Below are 22,489 nucleotides of genomic sequence, written 5' to 3' on the forward strand. Positions count from 1 at the left end.
TGATTAGAATAAATATTTGGTTATGATTTCTGCCGTCGCATCATGCGATTGAACCATCAGTTTGTTTTCTACGGTCGGGTATTTTTTCTTACGATGTTCATTTAAAGCCGCAGTCATCAGATCATAGCTTTTCTCCTTGAATAATTTGAATATGCTACTCCGTTGGGCAAAACCAGAAACAAGCTGCATTAAATCTGCATTTTGAGGGGTAACTCCGATAATAGCGCCCTGATTGTCGATTAACTCGGCGATATTATAAGGTGAAAAGCTGATCTTATTGCGTTTCATCTCTCCAAGCCAGATACGGTATTGATCTAAGAAGTGCAACAACCTTCCATAAAATACCGAGCTCAAAAAGTTCTGGTCAATAACTGGTGCAGTCTCTTTGGCAAAAGGAGCAGTCAATTTATCTTTTAGTTCACTCTCCAGATAAAGAGAGAAAAATAGGAGCTGTGTCAAATTGAGCTGTATCTGATTTTGGGTCTCATGGGAAAGATCCTTAAACGTGATCACCGGATTTGACGCCGAGAGATCGTTGACACCAAATTCTTTGTATTTAGGATTCTGAGCATTCCCCTCATGTGTGCTTAAAGAACCATCATTTGCAAAGTCTACGATCGCCAAAGCAGCAGCCAGCTCGACAAAATGACTATCATTTTTTTGTCCTGTACCACCGACAACATTTTTGTACACATTGTTATTATCATCGGCGATATAATATAGGGCGTTGATATCTTTGCTCTCACTAATATTTTTGTGATAGTAGTGCAGCGCCGCTTTGGTCTTAGAATAAAACGTCGAACTTTGAATGTTATCAGTATTGTCCCCATCCAGCTTAAAATAAGGCATAACCGTAATAGCACCAACGACCGCATTACGGAGATGATCATAATGCTTCCCATTGACCAGCCCATGGCGGATATTTTTTAATATCAAAGGGAATCCAGCGGCTCCCGTTCCCCCAAATATGGAAGAGATAATAAAAATTCGGTCGTTATTACTGAAACTATTTGCAAAGAGGTTGAACTCTTCCGATTCGGTAAATTTATTGAGCACAACAGATCCGATATTCGGATTGCCCTGAAAACCTACTTCTAAATCAAGATTCAAGTTGGATTCGGAGAAAAGCACATCAACGAGAGCTTGATTACTACCACCATCTTCCAATAAATTATAGTCGATAAAATCTTTGAACTTTCCGCCATTAAGCCCTTCAATTCCCAAACGAAATTCATTACCTAATGCATTTGCACCCACAGCACCTATCACCTCGCCCAAAGATTCAATTTTATTCTTAAAAAACACCTTTTCATTATTAGGTGCTACAGCTTTATGAATACTCCGGTACTCATTGAGCAAATGTTCGGTTTTAGCGACATCAGCCGCAGAAGAATCTGGATCTAAGATGATCGGGACAAATTCGTATCCTGTTGAAACTCCAGAAGCCAATAACATGGTCAATGACTTGACTACACGGGACCCCGTCCCGCCAATAGCAAATACGTATAATTTTGGCATAACTAAAATGGTGTCCTAGAAAGGTTTTTAGATAGTTTTCTGAAAAATAACGAGAGGATAAAGAATACGAATAAGGTAAGCACAAAACTTCCAATCGCTACCCCAAAATAGGCTTCACTGGAGAAAACAAGATTATCCCGCTCCATGATTGACTTAGAGTCATTATACAAGTATCCCGCACTTACAAATGATGCGACCGTAAGGAGAATAAACCACAGTCCAATTTTAGCGAAACGAGGTCTATCCAATAAAAAATAAAAAACCAGTGAAAATACCGCCGCGCTTATAATGGCTATAATGGCATACTTTTGATAGAGGAACCTATCAAACATTTCTAGTGAGAAGTCTGTCTCGTAATAAAACTTCTCATAAAATAGGGCAAATAAATCGTTCATGATTACTTAATTGCTAGGTTATACTTAATTTGAAATAATATATCTTGATTGTTGTTATGCGTTTTGTAAGCCTCAGTGACTCCGTGAATTAGATTACGTAATCCAAAAGTCTGTTGTGTGGTTTGTTTGATAGCTGAATCGTCCGTATTGGATGAGCGGTCCACCCAGGAGGGCATCGTATTTTTATAAGCAATAGTCAGTTCATCAGGGAATTCCTTTTGATTAACTTTTACTGTGATCAGGTGGGTGAATTTATTGTCTTTAATACGCTGCCAATCGTTTTGATGGATTAAAGTAGGCTGGTTATTGAACGGGATTTCCTGAACGCTTACGAGTGTCGCTCCTGGGCTTAACACATAATTGCGATTTTCAAGGACGGACATTCTATCAGGGAAAGAACTCATATCTGCGGTAATGCTGTATTGAAATACACCATTCACAAATTGAATATCCTTGATATCCTTAGGCTCCTGAGAGCGATATACTGCTCGGCCAATTCTATTGGTACCTGATAAATACTGAGTGGAGGGCTCCGTGCCATGATTCCCTTTTAGGAAATAACTATTTTGATAACCTTTCATGTCAGCAAATCGAACTTTGCTGAGAAGATTCTGAACGCTATTATCCGCTCCTATGATCCAGATATAATATGGTCGTTCGGCATGCTGTAATTTGGTCTTTTGATTATTATAGTCGTAATATGTGCCATTAAAACCAGAAGTAAACTGAAGGATGCAGGTTGAAAGATCAGATTGTTTCAAACGTTGCATAAAGGCACTTTTGGTCATATTTTCTTCTAAAATGAGGCCTTGCTGGGTAGAGCGTCCTTTTCCCAGGGAATAGATACAATCGGAAACAAAAATGGAAACCCCGTTATCCTTCGTCTCCGATAATACCTTTTCAAAGCATTGATTTAATTCGGATACAAATTGATTTCCCACTTTAAAAGGAGCTTTACCGGGCTCAAGTGAGCTAAAGAATGTATTGACATTAGAAACTTCCGCCGGATATATTTCTGAGTTGATAAAATTGAACTTAATGTTATTCTTATCATAATGATAATTTAGGCCTATCAGAATATCCGACAGTACAGATTCGAAATTCGAAACACCACTAACATAACCATCCATACTTGCTGAATTCTCTAAATAAATAGCGAAAGTGGGTGTTGTTTTTACTTCTCCACATTGATCAATATTTAGTTTAGCTTTATTCCCATTTTTGCGCATATAGTTTTGGATCGCTATTTTATCAGCTTGACCATTCTTGATTAATTTTTTAAAAGAGCGGTCTTCTTTATTCTGCTGAACATATATTGTTAATTGCTCCAAATCTTGGCAATCCAGCGTACCATTGGCACTCAGTTCTTCCAGCTTTTCAATCAATTTTGATTTTGGGGTACAGCTGTAATAAAGGAGCCCCAATAAAAGAACCACCGAAGCCATTATTCCGTATTTGTTTATTTTCATGTTAGATTAATTTTAAACGATCAGTCTACGTTGACAGCAAATCTAGCGGATGATTATGGGCTAATTCTACGGTTTCCCGTAAAGACACCTCATGAGGTACATCAGATAAAAAAATCTATAAAACTTAAGGTAATCGAGATAAGAAGAAGAGAATTTCTTGAGAATTTTGATACCTTTAGAAAAATAAAAACCAACAATATATTCATCGGTATGAGCGCAAATGTTCCTATTGTTCGGCAAGTATCCCAGTCTGCTATACTAATCATCATCTTGGTATGGGCTGTTTTTATAGCATTTTTTACTATTCTATTCCAAAAACATGGAATTTTCATAGGTGTGGTTTTATTTTCTGGGTTACTTATTTTGTTGCAACAGCTTATTCCCTCAAGCCATAACAAAGGAATGAAGGCTATCAAACAGAAGGATTTCAAAGCGGCTTTAGAACATTTTGAGCTGAGTCTTGATTTTTTTACTAGAAACGCATGGGTAGACAAGTATCGTGCAGTGACGATGTTGAGTGCCTCAAAAATGTGTTATCGGGAAATGGCACTTTGTAATATTGCATTCTGTTATGTGCAGGCCGGGCAAGCCGAAAAAGCAAAAGCGCTCTACGAAGAAATTCTGAAACAATATCCTGACAATGGGATCGCTTACTATGCACTAAACTCAATCAATACGTTTTCAAATCAGGCTGATTAAAAAGAGTGAATTCAGCCGGGACAATCATAAGTCCAGCTTTTATAAATAATAAAGAAACAGATAAAGGCTATCCTACGATAGCCTTTTCTCATCATCTCATTGGTTAAAATATGGCACTAAATATCTTGAATGCATTAGATATCGTTTTCAGCAAATAATCCTACCTCGTTATTTATCTTGCTTTCACAAAGGTAGCACGATACCCCCAAGAGTCTTTACGGAAAACCGTAATCCAATATCGACGATTGTTATATAAAGCCCAATTCTTTACAGTACGCAACAAGCTGTTCGTTTTTAGTATATCCAAGTACATCCTTCATGAGGTTGAGCCGTTTCTCAATGCTACTCAGGCTCGACGGACGAATGTCTCGTTGCTGGAGATACTCGGGCATTTCCTTTTGGGATACACCTTCGTACAAGAGTTTAATGATATGCAGGTCAAACTGCGTAAACTCATGCGAATTCTGCTCCTGAATAAATTTTTTACTGTCGGGCGATTGGTACGTTCGATTCTGATCAACAGCTTGCAATGCCTCGCGCAGATGTTGGCCATCGCGGCGTGCTTTGCGAACAAGGCCATCGATCTCGTTGTTTTTGAACATATCATTGATCAGGGACGAGCGGTCCTTGGCCGTCAGGACAATAACCTTGATATCTGGCTGTACAAGTTTGACGGCTTTGATCAGAGAGAGTCCATCTTTTATCTCCTGCGGACTATCATCATCTTCAAATTCGATATCCGTAATGAGTAGGTCATACGGTTCGCCATCGCGGATCGCATTTTTAATCCAGGTGAGTGCATGGTCGCAATAATAAACGTATTTGGTATTGTGAATACCGAGGTCGTGCAGGGTTTTCTGCACAGAAATGTTGGCTATCTCGTGGTCTTCGGCAATGAGTACTTTCTTAAACATACATTATTGTCTTTTTATAATGGGATAGTGGTCGTGATATTGAGCCCTTTTCCCGGTTCATTCACAAAGGTAATTTCACCACCGAGGCTTTCAATACGGGAAACCGTATTCGCTAGCCCTTTTCCTTTAGATTTTTCTTGTGGGATTCCAACACCATTATCCTTATAGAATATGTTAAGCTGTTGTTCTGATATGTCAAAACGTACGACAACCTGTTCGGCCTGACTATGTTTCTTCATATTGACCATCAGCTCCTGAAGCACATGTTTGACTTCATCTTTAATTCGTTTACTGATATCGTCCCATTGTTCGGCATCATTACCGGCGATTAATACCTTCCGATGGTCAGCGGCAAAGGATTTGAGTAAGCTGGCCAGTTGCTCGTTATAAGGTATCTCTGTGATCGTTTCCTGTTCGACATCGTGCGAGATATCGCGCGACTGGTGGTACATATTTTCCAGTTTATCGAGTACACCATCGCGGTCCACCTCATCGCCATGTTCGATTTCCGACATCACTCGGTAGATGCCATTGGCGACCACATCGTGAATCTTTTTAGAAAGATGTAGCTGCGTCTCTTTGACGCGGTTCTGTGCTTCGAGTTCGAGACGTTGCTTGCGACGTTTGTACCAAAGCGTTCCTCCACCAACAGCTAATAGGAGTAAAAAAATACTTGCACCTGTAATTGCACGTTGTCTGACAAGCCGGTTCTGCTTTTCGGCATTTTCTTTTTCCAACCGCAGGTTATCGGCTTTATTTTTTTCGACTTCGTAGCGGATCAGGGCGAACTGGTTTTTGGCGGCGGCGCGGGCCTGTTGGATACTGTCGTTGAGTGCCAAATAGGTAGACAGATAACGTTGAGAATTGGAGGAATTTGATTGAATCAATCCTCTCAAGGCATTCAATTTATCATCTGCGCTATTTATTTCAGTTGCTATTTCATATTGCTTATGTAGATAATAAATAGATGAATCTGGTTTTCTATGGTCATAATATTTAGCTAAACTCGCATAACTTGAATTCTGACCCCAACGATCTTTTTGACTAGTCCGTATCGTTAAAGCTTTATGATAATCCGGTACGGGATTATAGCTGTTGTCTGCAATCCATTTTGTTTTGGCTAAATTATTTAAAAACTTGGCGTAGTCCGTTGTTCCACTCGGGACTTTTGACAAGATTTCTTCGGAAAGCTTAATTGATTCGGGATAGCGTTTAGCATTTCTTAAACAGACAGCCAAATTGTTCTTATATGTTAAGATGTTCTCCCTACTTGCGGAATATTGTATCGCTAAAAGATAATACGGAATAGCATGATCATAATTTCTCAAATCATCCGTTGCATTGGCAATGTTGTTATAGGCATGGGATAGCAACGCTCGCTGTTCAGCGATTCTAGAGTTTAGATATTTAGCTGCTTCTAGAGAAGTTTCTTGGGCTCCGAAATAATCACCAACTTCATATAGATTAACTCCCATATGGATCAAACATTTAGCTGCGTTAAAATCATCCTTCGCTAATAAAAATTGCTCTTTAGCTTTTTCAAAATATAAAAAAGAACTATCCATATGACCATTTTTCAAAGACCACTTTGCCCTATTTAAATACTCATTTGTCGAGTTCAAAGGAATTACATTATCCTCCTGTCGGCAAGATATAATAAACGCAAATAAAAAGAAGAGGACTAAAGGTAATCTAAACACGGCTAAAATTTTAACCTAAATTATTCATTTTCGGCGAATAAAGCAACGCTAAATTACCCCAAACAAAAAAGGAGTAGTGAATACTACTCCTTAAATTTCTAAGAGTTAAACTATGGCAAAGGGGGTCTTGTACTTCCTTTGTCGCCACCATCTCCATCATCACCAGGGTTTGGTGGCGGAGTATCTGCCGTTTGTACTGTTGGTGTTCCTGCGCTTGGCTGTGAATTAGACGGTTGACCGATTCCAAATAGAAAATATAATATTAAACTCCACATAACTCAAAAAATTAAAAGTCAAAAACTTGGTAGGTCCCGTGCCCCATGCACGGGATTGCTACAAATGTTTTCAGAAGGCCTTCTGAATTTTTTGGGAAGTAAGAGTGTCAATCGCGGGAGGCAGAAGCTGCTTCCCAAACCGGCTAAAGACTACCGCGAGATCTTCTCATTGTGAAATCAGATTAGTATCTTAGTTTATATTTTAATCGATCCATCATCTGACTTCGAGAACAAAGTTATAGTCGTTAAAACCCTTTTTATCAAATGATTCCGACAATACGGGAAAGACTGATAAAATTCTAAAAATTCGGTAAATACCGATATATTGATAAGGTGTTGACTTACGGGATTCCGTAAATACTGATAGAAATAGAACCTAAATTTGTAGCTATGCCGACGTTTAACATATTTAAAGAAAGGGTTCTTTCCCTCTATGAGGAAAAGAAAAGCAAACAAGAAATGGATGAATTATTGGCCAGCCCCTCACCTGCAAACTTGAGAGATTACTGCTTAATTAGATTATCCGAAGGGTTACCAGAAACCGATATTCAGGTCTTACAAAAATTCTTTGATCCACTTAAAAAGGAAAAAAGTTTAGAAGATGCTATCTACAATTATAAAACAGGATGGTTAAGAGCTTTACAGAAGTTTATTTTACGGGAAACAGAAAACCCAGATGAGCTTCTTGTCAAACTATTAGCTGTACTTGTGGATTATCAACCGCGTCCATTTCGCCTTAATTATGATGATAAGCCTATACAAATTGAGAATGACCCACCTTTCGGAAAGAATGATCCACCTGTTGAAGATGATGCTAAAAAGGGCCCCTCCACATCTATTAACCTAGAAGGTAATAGCCAAGATGAGTCTATTATTTCGAAAAGAGATCATGAGAAAACCAATGTGGATATAGACTATGTTGACACAAGTAAGGTAATTAGTCCAGAGGGGGTTGATGAAAGCCAAATAAATAAAAATGAATCAGGCTCGCAGAAAAAACCATTTTTAAATAGACATACCTTAAGATTTACCGGAGCTGCTTCTTTCATTATTGCTATTTTTATTACAATAGATTTTTTGACTCCCAAAGATTGCATGTGCTGGGATGGCGAAAAATATATTCAGGTCGATTGCCAAGACAAAACACAAGCGTATCAGGTTATTGGATTAGATCAGGATAGACTAGAGCATTTTCGTAAAATCACACCGCCTGACATCTTAAGGGTGAAAGACATTGGGAATATCTGGTATTCAAAAATCGACAATGAAGTTGAGTTTTTTACAGGCCCGGGATATCACCCAGTCCGACTCAATAAATCTTTAAAAGCTGTGACAAAACATATTTGGGACACCTATGTAAGTATAACGCCAGACAGCAATCAACAGGTTCAATTTGGAATAATGCAGAAACAAAAGGAATAGGTTCCTTAGCTGCATAAAAAAAGCCACATCTCCCGACGTGGCCTTAAATAGACATATGATTCACTAGTGGTTTGTCTTTTATTAACGGCAAACCACCAGTTGCGAAATTCTATTTATACGAATTGATCGATTTGGATACTTTCCAATCATTACCTTCCCGCTCTAAGGTAACCAGATCAGTCTTGGTGAAATCCTCAAATTTCAAAGTCACTTTAACAACCATATAGTCAGCTGATTCTTCTAAGATGTCGGTGCTTACTGTACAGTTTAGCTTTTTGCCTTTTTGTTTTTTCAAGGATTTAACCACTTCGCTACGGCTGTTAGACTGCGCATTGGAAGCTTGGATCTTTTGATTGAAATCATCAGCGAATAACTTCTCTACTCCTGCTGATTCGCCCTCTGTGGTTACCGCAACATAATGCTCTAAAGCAAAATCTGCTGTGGAAAGGTTAATGTTAGCTTTTGTTGCTTTTACTCCAGGTCCTTCAGCTGCCATAGCGAAAGTTGATACTGCGATTAAAGCTGCTGCTGCGAATGTTTTTACTAAAGTTTTTTATCGAAATGATTTGTTTTTTGATTGGTGATAAAGCTATCATGAGTGCCATTTTTAAGCACTCATGATGGTTCATAATGTCTTTTCTTATAGTGTTAGTTTTTAGTTCTTATTTGTTGACTCAAAACTACAACACAATAGGCCCTTAACCTACGGGCTTTAGAACAACGCTCAGGAAAACTCGGTGAATGACGGGAATAGGGAGGTGAAGTTAATCAGTCTCCAATAATTAAAAATTTTAACCGTTGTATTAACTTACTTATAACACCAATCTGTATCACAATGGAATTACACAAACACCCTATCATTTTAAAAAAAATATTCATTACATCTCTAATCTACTTAATATACAATCCAGATACGTTGAAAGAGATTACTGGCAAACATTTATATTATACTTAATTCAACAGGATTCATTAAGTGAAGATATCATAGTGAAAGGCGGAATTGCTCTATCAAAATGTTTCAAACTCATAAAAAGAACTCCTGAAGATATCGATTTTGTAGTCGCGAGAAAAAAAGGCGAAACAGACAGCAGATTAAAATCTAAATTAAAAAGAATAGGTAGTATCCTATGTAAGGAGTTACCTGAAATTCAAATAGAAGGTCTAACGAAAAAAATGGGGATGAACCGTAAAACTGCTCATTCCTATTGGAAACTTCATAATGAGAACTTCTGCCCTGAAAGCAATCTTGTTACTATCGATTATAGCTGGCTGGGCGAATCCAACCCTCATAGTAAATATTCATTCAATTCCCTTATAGGTGATGCATTACAAGAAACCGATCAAAAGGCTACTATTAATCAATATCAGCTTTTCCCGTTTGAGATGAATGTACTGGATCCATTCAGAACATTCTGTGAAAAAATCATGAGCCTTGTCCGATTTTCATACTCAGATGATCCGATTATTAATCTGAGCAAAAAGGTCAAACATGTTTACGACTTATATTACTTGTTGCAATATGAGAAATTTCAGCATTTCCTTCAGTCCGAGGACTTTTTTAAAATGCTGCTAAATGTAGCCAATAGAGATGCAAAAAGCTTGAGAAATAACAATCATTGGCTTAAATACCAGCCTGTTGACAGTTTATTTTTCCATAAATTGAATGAAAACTGGGATACCCATTTTAGTCAAGTTTATAGTACGAAATTTAGCATCTTTGAATCTGGCCAGCTTCCTCCTGATTACCTGATTTTAGAAAAATTAAACCTAATCAAAAACAGATTGAACAGCTTACCTTGGGACATCGCCATCCTATGATATCGACATAATTACTAAGGCTATTTTTTGCAAATATAGCCTTAGTAATCACTTTACTTTCTTGGAGGACGAACCGTTCCCGTATCACCACCATTATCACCTGGTTGATCCGCTTCGGATGAAACCGCCGCCTTTACAGTCGGTGTCTGAGCATTGGCAGGCTGACCAATACCGAATAAAATGTATAAAATTAAACTCCACATATTAATTGATATTAAAATTACTGCTACTTCCCTTTAGGAGGACGGATGGTACCAAAATCTCCTCCGTCGCCATCATTAGGATTATCGTCCGCTGTTATATTAACCGTAGAACTGTTTCCTGACGAATTTATATTGGCAGGTTGGCCAATACCAAACAAAAGGTATAAAATTAAACTCCACATAGTTCTGATTGATCTTTGATATTAATTACTAATTATGATTATCCTTTAGGAGGAGGATTCCCTTTATCGCCACCATCACCGTCATCATGAATATCATCTGCATTTACATTGATTATAGAACTGTTTGTAGATGAATTTGTATTGGCAGGTTGGCCAATACCAAACAAAAAGTATAAAATTAAGCTCCACATAGATTAAAGATTTCAATTTAAAAAATTATTGTTATTTACCTTTTGGAGGTCTTGGTGTGCCTGTTTCTCCTCCAGTATCACCATCTACCTCTGTTGTTTGAATAATCGCTACATCTGAACGAAATTGTGTATTGGCAGGCTGGCCAATACCAAACAAAAGGTATAAAATTAAGCTCCACATAGATTAAAGATTTCAATTTAAAAAATTATTGTTATTTACCTTTTGGAGGTCTTGGTGTGCCTGTTTCTCCTCCTGTATCACCATCTACCTCTTTTGTTTGAATAGTCGCTACATCTGAACGAAATTGTGTATTGGCAGGCTGGCCAATACCAAATAAAAAGTATAAAATTAAACTCCACATAAAATAAAATTTAGATTATTTATAAAATTATTGCCATAAGAATATAGGCCGTTTTCGAATATAGACAATTAATACAATATTTAATTATCCGATTAGAAGTAATTCTATTTTAACCGACTTGTGAGATAGGATCGTGCTTTTTTTAAAGTATTTGATTTTCCATAATGCTGTTATTGTTAATTCTTACACAAACTTAGGCTTCATTCAAGGGCTATTTGAGCGAAAAGAATCCAATGTAAGCGGTAGAATACATCTACCGAACAGTTGAGCCGATGGGCAATCATAAAACACAAAAAGCCAGATCTCGCGACCTGGCCTTAATAAACATATGATTCACTAGTGGTTTGTCTTTTATGACTGGCAAACCACCAGTGATAAGGTACTATTTATACGAATTGATCGATTTGGATACTTTCCAGTCATTACCCACACGCTCCAAGGTAACTAAATCAGTCTTGGTGAAGTTCTCAAATTTCAACGTCACTTTAGCGACCATATAGTCTGCCGATTCCTCGATGATAGCTGTCCTTACTGTACAGTTTAACTTCTCGCCTTTTTGTTTTTTCAAGGATTTAACCACTTCGATACAGCTGTTAGACTGAGCATTGGTAGCTTGGATCTTTTGATTAAAATCTTCGGCGAATAACTGCTCCACTCCTGCTGATTCTCCCTCTGTAGTTACCGCAACGTAGTGCTCTAAAGCGAAATCTGCGGTGGAAAGGTTAACGTTTGCTTTTGACGATTTTGCTCCAGCTCCTTCAGCTGCCATAGCGAATGTAGATACTGCGATTAAGGCTGCTGCTGCGAATGTTTTTACTAGTGTTCTCATAATGTCTTTATTTTATTGTGTTAGTTCTGTTGTTCTTATTTGTTGACTCAAAACTACGACACAATAGGCTCCCAGCCTATCTGCTTTAGATTAACGATCGGGAAAACTCGGTGAATGGTGGGAATGGGGAGGTGAATATTTTTTATTATATTGATATGAATCAATGATCAAATTATTTATGAATATACAGTCTAATACAGCTGCTAATCAAGGGAAAAATAAAATGTATGGAGCATTGTTTGGCATCGCGGTTGGTGATGCATTTGGTGTACCATTTGAATTCAGATCGAAAGAAGAAATGCTAAAAAATCCAGCTACCGAAATGATCGGATTTGGCAGCCATAATCAACCTATGGGTACCTGGTCAGATGATACATCTTTAACGTTGTGTCTTGCAGACTCGCTGTTAGGTGGATATGATTTGGTAGATATCTCCAAAAAATTTATAGCTTGGAAGGAAGATAAGCTGTGGACAGCAAGAGGAGAAGTCTTTGATATCGGTATCACCACGGCTAAATCGATCGGTGAGCTTAAAGATATTATCAGATCCGGGCAAATCGGAGAGCTACATTTGCTAAAATATCGGGCGAAAGAACAAGACAACGGCAATGGTTCATTAATGAGAATATTACCCCTTTTATTTGAGATCAAGGGACTTAGTCCGTCGGAACAATTCGAGAAAATTTGGGAAGTTTCCGCCCTAACGCATAAGCACATACGCGCTGCAATGGCATGTTTTATCTATCTTAAATTAGCCGAACTCATTTTGCTAGGTTTGGCCAAAGAGCAGGCTTATGCTGAAATGCGGAATCAAGTTTCAAAGTTCTGGACGGACATCAATTTCCCTGAGTCAGAAATAATTCATTTTAATAGCACCATTTTGCATGACATCCGTTCTAAGACACATAATCAATTAAGGTCCAGCGGTTATGTGATCGATAGTCTAGAATCAAGCCTATGGCTTTTTATGGAAAAAGACAACTATAGAGACACTGTATTATCTATTGTAAACCTTGGTGAAGATACAGACACCGGGGCTGCGATCGCGGGCGGATTAGCTGGTTTGTACTATGGGCTGGAAAGTATACCTGAAGATTGGCTTTCGAGCATCGCCCGCTATGATGATATCAAATTGCTAATAGAAAAAACAGCGAAGAGATATTTAAATTAGAAATTCGATAATAATGTCTAACCAGTAAGAGCTTATTTCAAAAATGTCAATTTAAAACATCGAAACATTTATTTTTAAAAATATTTTAAATCGACAGCTGTTCTTACAATACAAAACGGCTACAAGCTACCTTTCGAAAGAAGGGTTCAACATAAAAATTGGCGTCGTACAGTGAAAATCCAATAGTCTTTAAAAACATTGGATGACGAAACAAAAAAGAGGAAACGATAGGAAACATAAAAATTACTGTACAAATAAACGCTAAGAGAAAGGGTCTGATGAGAATCAGGCCCTTTTGACGGAAAAAAGCCACATCTCGCGATATGGCCCCACAACATATATATCATGTTATTGGAAGTATTCAATAACACGATAACTGCCATCTTGGTATTTATCGAGCAGTTCTTTTAAATAATACTTGTGCTGTACTCCGGTCAAGACAACTATTTTTTTTCCACTATACTGATTAGCGTGTTTGATGATATTAATAGCCATTGTATTATTTCTTAAATCCCAAAAATTACACCAAAGCTGATAACCATCTCGGTAAGAAATCTTTTGACCGTTTGGCTTTACTACATATTTCTCTTCAAAAATCACTTCGGAATTAGCTATTTTGGGAACCTCATGATGCTGAAGAGTTTGTCTATATCTGTTTAAAGTTTCAAAAGCGACTGAATTCAATGTCTTTATATCTGTTTTTGAAAAGTTTAACAGCGCATTATTCGCTTCTTTATATTTCTCATAGATGGCTTTATTGGTGTCACTTAACTTACCGACTAGATACAAGCTATCGATAAGCTTTACTGTAAGGTAATCAGCCGGCACCATCCCCCTATCTATTCGGTACTGATTTCTACCCTCAAATTCGAATGGCAAATTGCGTGTCTCAGGATATTTTTTAAGATATCTTAATGTAGCATTCTGCTCGTTGGAAGTTAGACGGATTTCCTTTGCGTAATCTTTCATCTGTTCGCTATCATTTTCTTGCAAAAGTATATCTGGTCTGATCTTATCTATAATTTCAAATAGCATATCTGGACTCAAAATAGCGGAGGAATCATGCACCGTGCCAATGATGTAGAGTTCTGTCTTAATCGAGGTTTGAGCTTGTGCAAAGTTTAAAAACAAAACTGATAGACTTGAAAAAAGATATTTCATTATAAAATTCATATTTAGGCATTGTTAAAAGTGATACTCCAAATATAAGAAAATCAGTATACGGGAGAAAATTCTTATCCATGCAACGAACAGAAAGATTATCCAAATATTCCCTCTCCGACAGGTGGCGCGGCGGAACTTCGAGCACTTCTTCATACACGGTCAAATTCAAATTTAAAAGTTATGCTTGTGTGTGGAATTTTTTGAACAATCTTAAAAATATAATTACTTTTAAAGACATATATAAACCTTCTATGTTGGATAAAAACGAAATACTAATAAAAAATGGAGTTTAATAACAGCTGTGTCATAGGACCCAATGGATTCTTAAATAATTAAAATATATCATGTGCAAAATAATAATCTTATTTACTTTCTTAGCCGTATCAGCTTTTCAACTTATTAGTAACTGCTTTGCTCAAACCAAGTATGTTGTATTTGATCAAGACAAACTAACCGATTCATTGAATGGGCATTTATTCTGCAAAAGAACATATGCAGAGATCGGATCCGACAGTACCAATTTCCCAAATCTGACTATTTACAATTTTCTGTTTAAAAAAAGCATAATTCCTGATGATTCAAATCAAAAAGTATTTCAGAATTTTATAAGCTTTGAGCGTGAAGGGAAAGATTTGCCCGTTGATATCTTAGTTACACTAACGCCGCTGACAAGGTCTAAATTTGAGGTGAAAAATATCTCGAAAGCCATTATTAACAAGGATATAAACTTAATTTCTTTGGATAGCCTGTTGCGAAACCACAGCGAAAGATATATTTTATGCAACTTATGCACCTTTAGGTATTTTTTCAGAGACGCCATCCCTCAATTTGAAGAGAACGGATTATAAAATCGTGATCAAACGAAAAAATGAATATTTTTTAGTTGACAACGAGACCTTAACCGAGTCCTATTTTATAGGTAAAGGCAATATGGAGCCATATAGAATTAATGCAGCGGGAATATATCTGCAGAGTAGGAGTTTTTCAAAACAAAGTTATCTCTCTACTGGAAGGTTAAATACCCTAAAAGGGGGAATAATAAAAGATACTACCATAAATTTAAATAATCAAGGCCGAACTATAATGATAGACAGATTTTGGACAAATGAACCTCACATTCCTTTTACAAAAAGTGCCGGTTTAAATAAAGGTAGTGACTGGTATGCAGTAGAAGGAATTGGAGATTTTGAGTTCTATTGGGACAATGGAATATTAAACGGCAATTTTTTGGACTATTTTAAAAGAGCTCAGTTAATTTATATGCCCGATAAACAGCTCAATAGAAAACTGAACCTTTGGTATAAAACAAAGAAAATTAATGGCATACCATTCGAAGCTTTTTTTAAAGACAAAGGTTTGGACAACACAAATTTGAAAGCGATATTATAGCGAGCAATACCCAATATTTCATTGACGTTACACCTTGGAAATCCAATTGTCTTCTAAAACATTGGATGACGAAATAAAAATAGGAAACGATAGGAAACATAGAAACTACTATACAAATAAACGCTAAGTGAAAGGGTCTGATGAGAATTAGGCCCTTTTGACGTAAAAAGCCACGTCTCACGACGTGGCCTTAATAAACATATTATTCATTAGTTGTCTGCTACCGATTTGCCCGAGTAGACAACTAGTTATTAGATACTATTTATACGAATTGATTGATTTGGATACTTTCCAGTCATTGCCCACGCGCTCCAAAGTAACTAAATCTGTTTTGGTGAAATTTTCAAATTTTAGAGTCACTTTAGAAACCATATAGTCTGCCGATTCCTCGATGATATCAGAGCTTACTGTACAGTTTAGCTTTTCGCCTTTTTGTTTTTTCAAGGATTTAACAACTTCGCTACGGTTGTTAGACTGCGCGTTGGTAGCTTGGATCTTTTGATTAAAATCTTCGGCGAACAATTGCTCTACTCCTGCTGATTCGCCCTCCGTAGTTACCGCCACATAGTGCGCTAAAGCGAAGTCTGCTGTAGAAAGGTTAACATTTGTTTTTGTTGCTTTTGCTCCAGGTCCTTCAGCTGCCATAGCGAAAGTGGATACTGCGATTAAAGCTGCTGCTGCGAATGTTTTTACTAATGCCTTCATAATGTCTTTATTTTATTGTGTTAGTTTTTTTTATCTTTTCTTATTTGTTGATTCAAAACTACAACGCAATACGCCCCTAACCTATCGGCTTTAGACTAATGACCAAGAAAACTCGGTGAATGGCGGGAATGGGGAGGTGAAAGTTTACGAATATAGAACAGTTCTGATTGTACCATACTTCAGCATCAACAGTATCACAGACCTTTAAGGTCTGGATTATGCTGGCTTCTTTTCCAATCGGGATCTTAGACCGATCATAAAAAAAGCCAACATACCAAATAAAACGGTTATCCAGGGCGTAAACTGTACGCCCTTAGACACAATGATCAAACCACCTACGGTGGTTCCTAGCGTTACGCCTAAGTTGCCAAATGATGTAGCCAAACTATTGGCAAATTCCATCGCCTCTGGTGCAGATGAAATCATATAAGTAGAGGCATTTAAGAAACTTGGAGAATATAGAAAACCCCATAATACGATTACCAGAATTGTAGCCATAGTATTGCCTCCCGAAAAATGCAGGAGTATAGGAACTATTATAGTCCCCGAAAGAAAAAAAACAGTTGTGTGTGTTATGTTCTTGTTTAATAGTTTACCGGCTGTCCAATTAGCAAATACACCGATAATACCGAATACAAACAGCATATAGCTGACCATGGTTCCGTCCATATCTTTGGCTTTATTTAGATAATCGGCAAAGTAACTATAAGTGGAAAACCAAGCCGCAATCATAAAGAAATTCATTAATGTACTTACAATGAACATCGGTTTTTTCAATATTTTTAACTGACTTCCATAAGATTTTTTTGCTCTCACAGGCATTGCCGGCAATACAAAGTGAATAGCCAATAATGCCACAATGCTGATGATAGCCTGTACTATAAACGAATATTCCCAAGAAAAAATGTTGGCAATATAAGTAGCGAACGGAACAGTTGTTACCATTGCAATAGCAACACCGCTGAACACGATACTCATCAATTCATTTTCGTTCCGTTTATTACCCTGTGAAACCGCTACGGATAAAGCTGTAGCGATATAAACAGGCTGTAAAAATGCAGGTAATATCCTTACAAGCATTAATAGCCAAAATGGTGGTGAAAATGACGATACAATTCCTGTTAACAGAAAAATAAAAATCGCTGTCATCATCACTTTCTTTCGGTCAAATCCTGATAACAACAAAGTCATAAAAGGTCCAGTAAGCGCAATCGCTAACGCAAATCCTCCCAACAGATAGCCAGCCTTATCAATGCCGATTTGGTAATGCTCCGCTATTTGCGGCAAAATACCAATGATACCAAATTCAGTTGTTATAATAGCTAAAAAGCCTAATGCTCCTGTGTATGCGTACTTCTTCATCTTAAAATTCTATTTTTCTAAGCTTTTGGTTATAAATTCAGCAATTTCTTTCGTTGCTAATTGTGTTTCAGGCAAAAGAATTCCCATATGCATAAAGCCATGAACCATGTCTTTATATAAACTTTTTTCAACGGATACTTCTGAATTTTTCATGTTCTGGGCTAATTTCTCGCCCTCATCTCTTAATGGATCATGTTGTGCTAAAATGACCAGAGTTTCTGGAGTTTCTTTGAAATCTTTGATTAAAACTGGAACAGCTAAAGGATTTGTCTTGTCTTCTTTCGATTTTAAATACCAATTCCAGGCCTGTAATCCCCACGCTCTAGTTAAGATTGGACCATTTTTATAATTTTCCCAAGAGGCTGTACCTAATGAGTTATCAGAAGCAGGATAAATTAAAACCTGAAATTTTAATTGACTTCCGAATTCGAGAGATAAGGCTGTTGCCAACGCTCCGCCCGCACTGTCGCCAATGACCCCGATTTTTTGAACATCAATTCCAAGATTTTTTGCATTATTGATTAACCATGCTGTAGCATCTTTACAATCGTTTAATCCTGCAGGAAAAGGATTTTCAGGAGCGAGACGGTAATCGACAAAAAGGAGGACTGCTTCCGTTTCATTACTCAATTTTCGAGCAATTGCATCATGAGTTTCATAACCACCAGAAATAAACCATCCTCCATGAATGTAGATAATGGCAGAAGAATTTGATGTTTTGCCTTTAGGGCGGTATAATCTCACAGGAATTTGATGATTTTTTGAAGGGATATTAAATTCCTCGATGCTGAAAACAGCTTCTTTCGCTCCACTTAATTGTTGAGCCATCGCATCATAACTTTTCCGGCTTATATCTAAAGGGTTTTTGCCTTGAAATACCTGTATAGTTTCTAAATGACTTAAGATTTCTTTAATTTTCGGTGTGAGTTGCATAGTCGTTTCCTTTTTGATTGTGCTAGTGGTCTTACATGAAATAGTTCCAAGAATTATTATCGATAATAAAATTTTTCTCATGTTTATTGATTTTGATGGAACAAAATTAATTTGAAACAATAAATTTGCATAGTATACAGCTAATTGTATGGTACTAACAAATTTGTAAGTAATGGGAAAAAGAAAAGAGAATTCGACTAATTTGTTGAATGAGAGTTATATCATGGAAAGCTGTGATCTGACTTATGCCATTTGCAAAATTGGTGGTCGTTGGAAACTGCTTATTCTTTGCAAATTAGAAAATGGGAAATTGCGTTTCAGCGAATTACGCAATCAGATTAATGGAATTACTGAACGAATGCTTACACTCCAATTACGTGAAATGGAAAAGGATGGCTTGGTAAAACGTACCGTTTATGCAGAAGTACCTCCAAGAGTGGATTATGAGTTGACAGAAATTGCCAAAGAACTGGTTCCTATATGGGCAAAATTGAGTAAATGGGGAGCAAAACATAAAGTTCTAGTAAGTGAAAGCCCCATTTAACAGCAAAGCTAAACCAGCCGTTTCGGGTATCCGTAAAAGAGGACAACAAAGGATGCTGCGAATGTTTACTAGACCCACCTGTACTTCACGAACAGCATAAGTTTTTTGTATTAAAACTACAGTTATTAAAAATAATAAAACTATTTTAAACTGGCTATTGTTCTTCCAATACAAAGCGGCTACAAGCAGCCTTTCGAAAGAAAGATTCAACATAAAAATTGGCGTCGTACAGTGAAAATCCAATAGTCTTTAAAAACATTGGATGACGAAACAAAAAAGAGGAAACGATAGGAAACATAAAAATACTGTACAAATAAATGCTAAGAGAAAGGGTCTGATGAGAATCAGGCCCTTTTGACGTAAAAAAGCCACATCCCTCGATATAGCTTTACAAAATAAAGTGACCATTAGGCTGCTCGATTTTTTATTACTGCTCACAAAATCTATAGTTTTTTTGATCAGAGAGCCTTTTTAGATATAATCTTCTTTCGCCATAATAGGTATCAATCCGATCAATTACAGCGATTGGGGAATCAATAACCATCCTCCGATAGATGGTATCATTCCGCACAAAATTATGCGTATCGTTAAAAACAAGAATATCTAACAGTCCGCTATTATCTCCGCAATTTTTCCAAATGGAATTTATTAAACTCTTGTTTTTGCAAGAATAAAGAAAAACGCTTAAGCCCAAAATAACAAGGAGAGATTTTAGTTTCATCGTAAAACTACTTTGTATACTATATACTATGGCAATAATAAGTAATTTTTCTAAACTTTTTTAATCTCCGCTTTGCAGAAAAGTTTTCTGAAAATGGGTTAAAAAGCTTTAAACCTTTAAAATCTCAAGAAAATAAGTGCTCATAAGTAATAATAAAAATACGGCCAATGTTGTGCCACAGGTCAGACTGCGGCACAACATAAATATTAGTCATTTTTTGCTACGAAAAGATCATCAGCCCCCTCGTTGATAGGGATATACAATCTTTCCCAGCTTTTTGAATGAACCATTTGCCAGCTATGCCCAGTACCTTTCAAATCTTCAGCCAAAAGAATTGTACCAGGTTTGATCAAAAAAGTTGAGCCATCGCTGACTTTAAACCTGATTTTACCCTTTAGCGTAACCACATATTGTCTTCTTGGAGCTGGATGAGCATTTTTCTCCCATTCTTCGGTCTTATTGCTTGTCCAAAATGTACTCGTATTGGCGTGTTTTAATGTTGGAATAAAGCCTTTTTGAAACGAGCAGGTTCCATCTGGATTATTGATCAATCGTACCGCAGGCATTTCACCTTCAGCTTCCACCTTTACCTCCTTAATTTTCCCATGACCTTCTTGCGCTTTCACAGCGTTTAAGCTTGATGCTGCCAGTACGCAAGCAATAGCTAGTTTGGATATCATTTTCATTTTGTAATCTTTGAAATTATTATTTTGTTGTTTTAATTTTAGAATTCATAAACCGTGTCGTGCACCATCATCCGTTCAAAATAGGGTTTGTATTTAGCGACAAGGGCGAGGTGGCCCGGTAGTTTACCATAAGCCTCCAGTTCTTCCAGCGTCGCAAATTCCATGGACGCATTGTAGGTAAACGAGTTGTCCAATACCGCTCTTGGTGAAGAAGCAGCAGGCTTGCCATAACGTACATTTTTGACATAGGGAAGCTTTTTAAGACCTTCAAAAAACTGTTTAAACTCTTCTACCTGTTCAGCAGACAAGTCAGGTTTTAGCCAAAAAAGCAAATAGTGGAAATACACTTTTTTTGTTTTCGCTTTTTTCTCTTTTGCCATCAGTGAGGTGGACGCAAAGCTCATAACACCAGCAGTACCTAGTGTAAGGATAAAATCTTTCCTTTTCATGTTATTGCTATTTAATTAAAATCAATTCTATATTTAAGCACAAATGCCCACTTGTGATCAGTTACCACAGCTTGATCCGCAGCATTTAAATTATAGATCGGACGATTTTGCGCATCAAAAGTCAGCCGGCTACTATTACCGTGCATCAGTAGCGAAATACCTGCATCATAAATTAGACTTTTGTCTTTCAACGCCTTGTAGTCCCCTACTTGTACAGAAACTGCTGGCTGCAGCTGCAAATTATGTTTGGATGGATTGAAATAAGGAAGTGTACCGCCGACCTGTGCGTAAAATGTATTTCCCGTGCCAGCATTTGGCAAGCTATTTCCCGCACCATTCAGGCTTGCATTGGCCGCATCGATACCTGTCGCGGGGTTGTTTGTCCCTGCAAAGCGGAGATAGTTAGGACCATAATCGCTGTGCATGGCCATACCATAGGCACTAATCGAAGTTCCTTTCTCTTTGTCGATGGGCGCATCATAGATGATATCCGCTGCAAAATTGCGCATATCGTCATTTTTGGTCATCTGCTGTTCATCCAGATGCCAAAGGGCATTGTGCATATACTCAAATCCAGCCCCTATGCTGAGCACATCTTTTTTACCGAGATATGTACCCGAATTAAATGGCGTTTCGTTACTCTCTTTATCGTGAAATGCGTAGCGGAAGTAGCCTGACACATCTTTGCGCGCTTCATTTTTGCTAAAGGTGGCCTTATTTAATTTTGGATCAGCACTGGCGGCGGAATATGGATCGGCAAGTACCACCCGATAGTCAAATTTGCCAAACTGCCCTTTTGCATAGATGCTCATTTCACGCACCACCATATCAGTCGCCCCAGTATTGGATGTCGCATACAAAGGCAAATCGTAAAGCAGTGTATTGAGTGGTCCTGTTGTAAATCGGGAAAGACCACGCCAGGTCGAACGGCCGCCACCGATCGCAAGTTTGGGACTGAAACTATATTCCGCATAGGCATCCAAGAGATCCATATACGTATTCGTCTTGCTGTTGACGTTTACATTAGTAGGCCCCATCTGTAATACAAACAGTAAATTTTCGGTAGGCTTGTAAGTCATCTTCGCCCTAACACGCCGCAGAGAAAGATCAGATACATTCGAAACGGATTCGTTGTTTACCAAACTCCCCGGATTGAGCTGGCTATATCTCGCCCACAGCTCAGCGTACCCGCTGAAGCTGATATAACGTGTATGCTCCTTATTTAAGAAATGAGTAAGTTTTGGATTTCCAAAATCATTGGTTTGCGCCTCGGCGAGCTGTGCGCTACCTAGTCCCAAACTGAGGAACAATGCCAAGGTAAGCTGTTTTCTATTCATGATTCAACCTAATTTTGTTTTTTTTGATAAGTCAAAATTAGGCTGAATATG

26 protein-coding genes are annotated in these 22,489 nt (G+C 37.6%); 6 read left to right on the forward strand and 20 right to left on the reverse strand.

Features of this window, described 5'->3' with window-relative positions; translation table 11 throughout:
* Positions 1 to 3: 3 nt before the first annotated feature.
* From QE382_RS19115 to QE382_RS19125, 3 genes are read right to left on the reverse strand one after another with little or no spacing between them, the layout of a single operon-like run.
* The gene (locus QE382_RS19115) at positions 4 to 1,518 is read right to left on the reverse strand and encodes an FtsZ/tubulin family protein (RefSeq protein ID WP_307187331.1); all 1,515 of its coding nucleotides are present in this window, start codon (positions 1,516 to 1,518) and stop codon (positions 4 to 6) included.
* A gap of 2 nt (positions 1,519 to 1,520) precedes the next feature.
* Positions 1,521 to 1,913: a hypothetical protein gene (locus tag QE382_RS19120; RefSeq protein WP_307187332.1), complete on the reverse strand. Its 393-nt coding sequence runs from the start codon at positions 1,911 to 1,913 to the stop codon at positions 1,521 to 1,523.
* A gap of 2 nt (positions 1,914 to 1,915) precedes the next feature.
* Entirely contained in the window at positions 1,916 to 3,382 is a 1,467-nt protein-coding gene (locus QE382_RS19125; protein WP_307187333.1) for a hypothetical protein, read from the reverse strand.
* 210 nt (positions 3,383 to 3,592) lie between these two features.
* Here QE382_RS19125 and QE382_RS19130 point away from each other — a divergent pair, with 210 nt between their 5' ends.
* Positions 3,593 to 4,081: a tetratricopeptide repeat protein gene (locus QE382_RS19130; RefSeq protein ID WP_307187334.1), complete on the forward strand. Its 489-nt coding sequence runs from the start codon at positions 3,593 to 3,595 to the stop codon at positions 4,079 to 4,081.
* A 248-nt stretch (positions 4,082 to 4,329) separates the two neighbouring features.
* Here the strand turns inward: QE382_RS19130 and QE382_RS19135 are convergent, their stop codons facing one another.
* The 3 genes from QE382_RS19135 to QE382_RS19145 all read right to left on the reverse strand — a co-directional run bounded on the left by QE382_RS19135 (position 4,330) and on the right by QE382_RS19145 (position 6,970).
* Complete coding sequence (locus tag QE382_RS19135; protein ID WP_182982653.1) at positions 4,330 to 4,995, reverse strand: response regulator; 666 nt, start codon at positions 4,993 to 4,995, stop codon at positions 4,330 to 4,332.
* A 14-nt stretch (positions 4,996 to 5,009) separates the two neighbouring features.
* On the reverse strand, positions 5,010 to 6,560 hold the full coding sequence (locus QE382_RS19140) for a tetratricopeptide repeat-containing sensor histidine kinase (protein WP_307187335.1): 1,551 nt from the start codon (positions 6,558 to 6,560) through the stop codon (positions 5,010 to 5,012).
* A gap of 245 nt (positions 6,561 to 6,805) precedes the next feature.
* Complete coding sequence (locus QE382_RS19145) at positions 6,806 to 6,970, reverse strand: hypothetical protein (protein WP_209576392.1); 165 nt, start codon at positions 6,968 to 6,970, stop codon at positions 6,806 to 6,808.
* A 459-nt stretch (positions 6,971 to 7,429) separates the two neighbouring features.
* On the opposite strand from QE382_RS19145, the gene QE382_RS19150 reads away from it, so the two are divergent.
* Positions 7,430 to 8,392: a hypothetical protein gene (locus tag QE382_RS19150; protein WP_307187336.1), complete on the forward strand. Its 963-nt coding sequence runs from the start codon at positions 7,430 to 7,432 to the stop codon at positions 8,390 to 8,392.
* 109 nt (positions 8,393 to 8,501) lie between these two features.
* Here QE382_RS19150 and QE382_RS19155 read toward each other — a convergent pair whose 3' ends face one another.
* Entirely contained in the window at positions 8,502 to 8,888 is a 387-nt protein-coding gene (locus tag QE382_RS19155; protein WP_209576397.1) for a nuclear transport factor 2 family protein, read from the reverse strand.
* Positions 8,889 to 9,346: 458 nt separating this feature from the next.
* On the opposite strand from QE382_RS19155, the gene QE382_RS19160 reads away from it, so the two are divergent.
* Positions 9,347 to 10,210, forward strand: coding sequence for a nucleotidyl transferase AbiEii/AbiGii toxin family protein (locus tag QE382_RS19160; RefSeq protein WP_307188042.1), 864 nt, complete (start codon positions 9,347 to 9,349; stop codon positions 10,208 to 10,210).
* Between the two features lie 53 nt (positions 10,211 to 10,263).
* On the opposite strand, the gene QE382_RS19165 is transcribed toward QE382_RS19160, so the two are convergent.
* The 6 genes from QE382_RS19165 to QE382_RS19190 all read right to left on the reverse strand — a co-directional run bounded on the left by QE382_RS19165 (position 10,264) and on the right by QE382_RS19190 (position 11,977).
* Positions 10,264 to 10,413 (reverse strand): hypothetical protein, encoded by a 150-nt coding sequence (locus QE382_RS19165; RefSeq protein ID WP_209576401.1) that lies wholly within the window; start codon positions 10,411 to 10,413, stop codon positions 10,264 to 10,266.
* A gap of 23 nt (positions 10,414 to 10,436) precedes the next feature.
* On the reverse strand, positions 10,437 to 10,595 hold the full coding sequence (locus QE382_RS19170; protein WP_209576403.1) for a hypothetical protein: 159 nt from the start codon (positions 10,593 to 10,595) through the stop codon (positions 10,437 to 10,439).
* 38 nt (positions 10,596 to 10,633) lie between these two features.
* Positions 10,634 to 10,786: a hypothetical protein gene (locus QE382_RS19175; RefSeq protein ID WP_209576404.1), complete on the reverse strand. Its 153-nt coding sequence runs from the start codon at positions 10,784 to 10,786 to the stop codon at positions 10,634 to 10,636.
* A gap of 31 nt (positions 10,787 to 10,817) precedes the next feature.
* Entirely contained in the window at positions 10,818 to 10,967 is a 150-nt protein-coding gene (locus tag QE382_RS19180) for a hypothetical protein (RefSeq protein ID WP_209576406.1), read from the reverse strand.
* A 31-nt stretch (positions 10,968 to 10,998) separates the two neighbouring features.
* Positions 10,999 to 11,148: a hypothetical protein gene (locus QE382_RS19185; protein WP_209576408.1), complete on the reverse strand. Its 150-nt coding sequence runs from the start codon at positions 11,146 to 11,148 to the stop codon at positions 10,999 to 11,001.
* Positions 11,149 to 11,530: 382 nt separating this feature from the next.
* Positions 11,531 to 11,977 carry a nuclear transport factor 2 family protein gene (locus tag QE382_RS19190; RefSeq protein WP_209576410.1) on the reverse strand — a complete coding sequence of 149 codons (447 nt, stop codon included), beginning with the start codon at positions 11,975 to 11,977 and terminating at the stop codon, positions 11,531 to 11,533.
* Positions 11,978 to 12,140: 163 nt separating this feature from the next.
* Between QE382_RS19190 and QE382_RS19195 the strand changes: the two genes are divergently transcribed.
* On the forward strand, positions 12,141 to 13,148 hold the full coding sequence (locus tag QE382_RS19195) for an ADP-ribosylglycohydrolase family protein (RefSeq protein WP_209576412.1): 1,008 nt from the start codon (positions 12,141 to 12,143) through the stop codon (positions 13,146 to 13,148).
* A 348-nt stretch (positions 13,149 to 13,496) separates the two neighbouring features.
* Here QE382_RS19195 and QE382_RS19200 read toward each other — a convergent pair whose 3' ends face one another.
* A complete protein-coding gene (locus QE382_RS19200; protein ID WP_209576414.1) occupies positions 13,497 to 14,321 on the reverse strand; it encodes a hypothetical protein in 825 nt (274 codons plus the stop codon).
* An 843-nt stretch (positions 14,322 to 15,164) separates the two neighbouring features.
* Between QE382_RS19200 and QE382_RS19205 the strand changes: the two genes are divergently transcribed.
* The gene (locus QE382_RS19205; RefSeq protein WP_307187337.1) at positions 15,165 to 15,701 is read left to right on the forward strand and encodes a hypothetical protein; all 537 of its coding nucleotides are present in this window, start codon (positions 15,165 to 15,167) and stop codon (positions 15,699 to 15,701) included.
* A gap of 258 nt (positions 15,702 to 15,959) precedes the next feature.
* On the opposite strand, the gene QE382_RS19210 is transcribed toward QE382_RS19205, so the two are convergent.
* The 3 genes from QE382_RS19210 to QE382_RS19220 form a co-directional block, all read right to left on the reverse strand.
* Positions 15,960 to 16,406 carry a hypothetical protein gene (locus tag QE382_RS19210; protein ID WP_209576418.1) on the reverse strand — a complete coding sequence of 149 codons (447 nt, stop codon included), beginning with the start codon at positions 16,404 to 16,406 and terminating at the stop codon, positions 15,960 to 15,962.
* A gap of 216 nt (positions 16,407 to 16,622) precedes the next feature.
* On the reverse strand, positions 16,623 to 17,768 hold the full coding sequence (locus QE382_RS19215; RefSeq protein WP_209576419.1) for an MFS transporter: 1,146 nt from the start codon (positions 17,766 to 17,768) through the stop codon (positions 16,623 to 16,625).
* Positions 17,769 to 17,777: 9 nt separating this feature from the next.
* Entirely contained in the window at positions 17,778 to 18,782 is a 1,005-nt protein-coding gene (locus tag QE382_RS19220) for an alpha/beta hydrolase (RefSeq protein ID WP_209576421.1), read from the reverse strand.
* Positions 18,783 to 18,873: 91 nt separating this feature from the next.
* On the opposite strand from QE382_RS19220, the gene QE382_RS19225 reads away from it, so the two are divergent.
* Positions 18,874 to 19,245: a winged helix-turn-helix transcriptional regulator gene (locus QE382_RS19225; protein ID WP_209576423.1), complete on the forward strand. Its 372-nt coding sequence runs from the start codon at positions 18,874 to 18,876 to the stop codon at positions 19,243 to 19,245.
* Positions 19,246 to 20,172: 927 nt separating this feature from the next.
* Here the strand turns inward: QE382_RS19225 and QE382_RS19230 are convergent.
* The 3 genes from QE382_RS19230 to QE382_RS19240 are packed head-to-tail and all read right to left on the reverse strand — an operon-like array spanning position 20,173 to position 22,438.
* Positions 20,173 to 20,646 (reverse strand): cupin domain-containing protein, encoded by a 474-nt coding sequence (locus tag QE382_RS19230; RefSeq protein ID WP_307187338.1) that lies wholly within the window; start codon positions 20,644 to 20,646, stop codon positions 20,173 to 20,175.
* 44 nt (positions 20,647 to 20,690) lie between these two features.
* On the reverse strand, positions 20,691 to 21,101 hold the full coding sequence (locus tag QE382_RS19235) for a Dabb family protein (protein ID WP_209576425.1): 411 nt from the start codon (positions 21,099 to 21,101) through the stop codon (positions 20,691 to 20,693).
* An 11-nt stretch (positions 21,102 to 21,112) separates the two neighbouring features.
* On the reverse strand, positions 21,113 to 22,438 hold the full coding sequence (locus tag QE382_RS19240; RefSeq protein ID WP_307187339.1) for a hypothetical protein: 1,326 nt from the start codon (positions 22,436 to 22,438) through the stop codon (positions 21,113 to 21,115).
* Between the last annotated feature and the right edge of the window lie 51 nt (positions 22,439 to 22,489).

The sequence above is a fragment of the Sphingobacterium zeae genome (assembly GCF_030818895.1).
GTDB classification, from domain to species: domain Bacteria; phylum Bacteroidota; class Bacteroidia; order Sphingobacteriales; family Sphingobacteriaceae; genus Sphingobacterium; species Sphingobacterium zeae.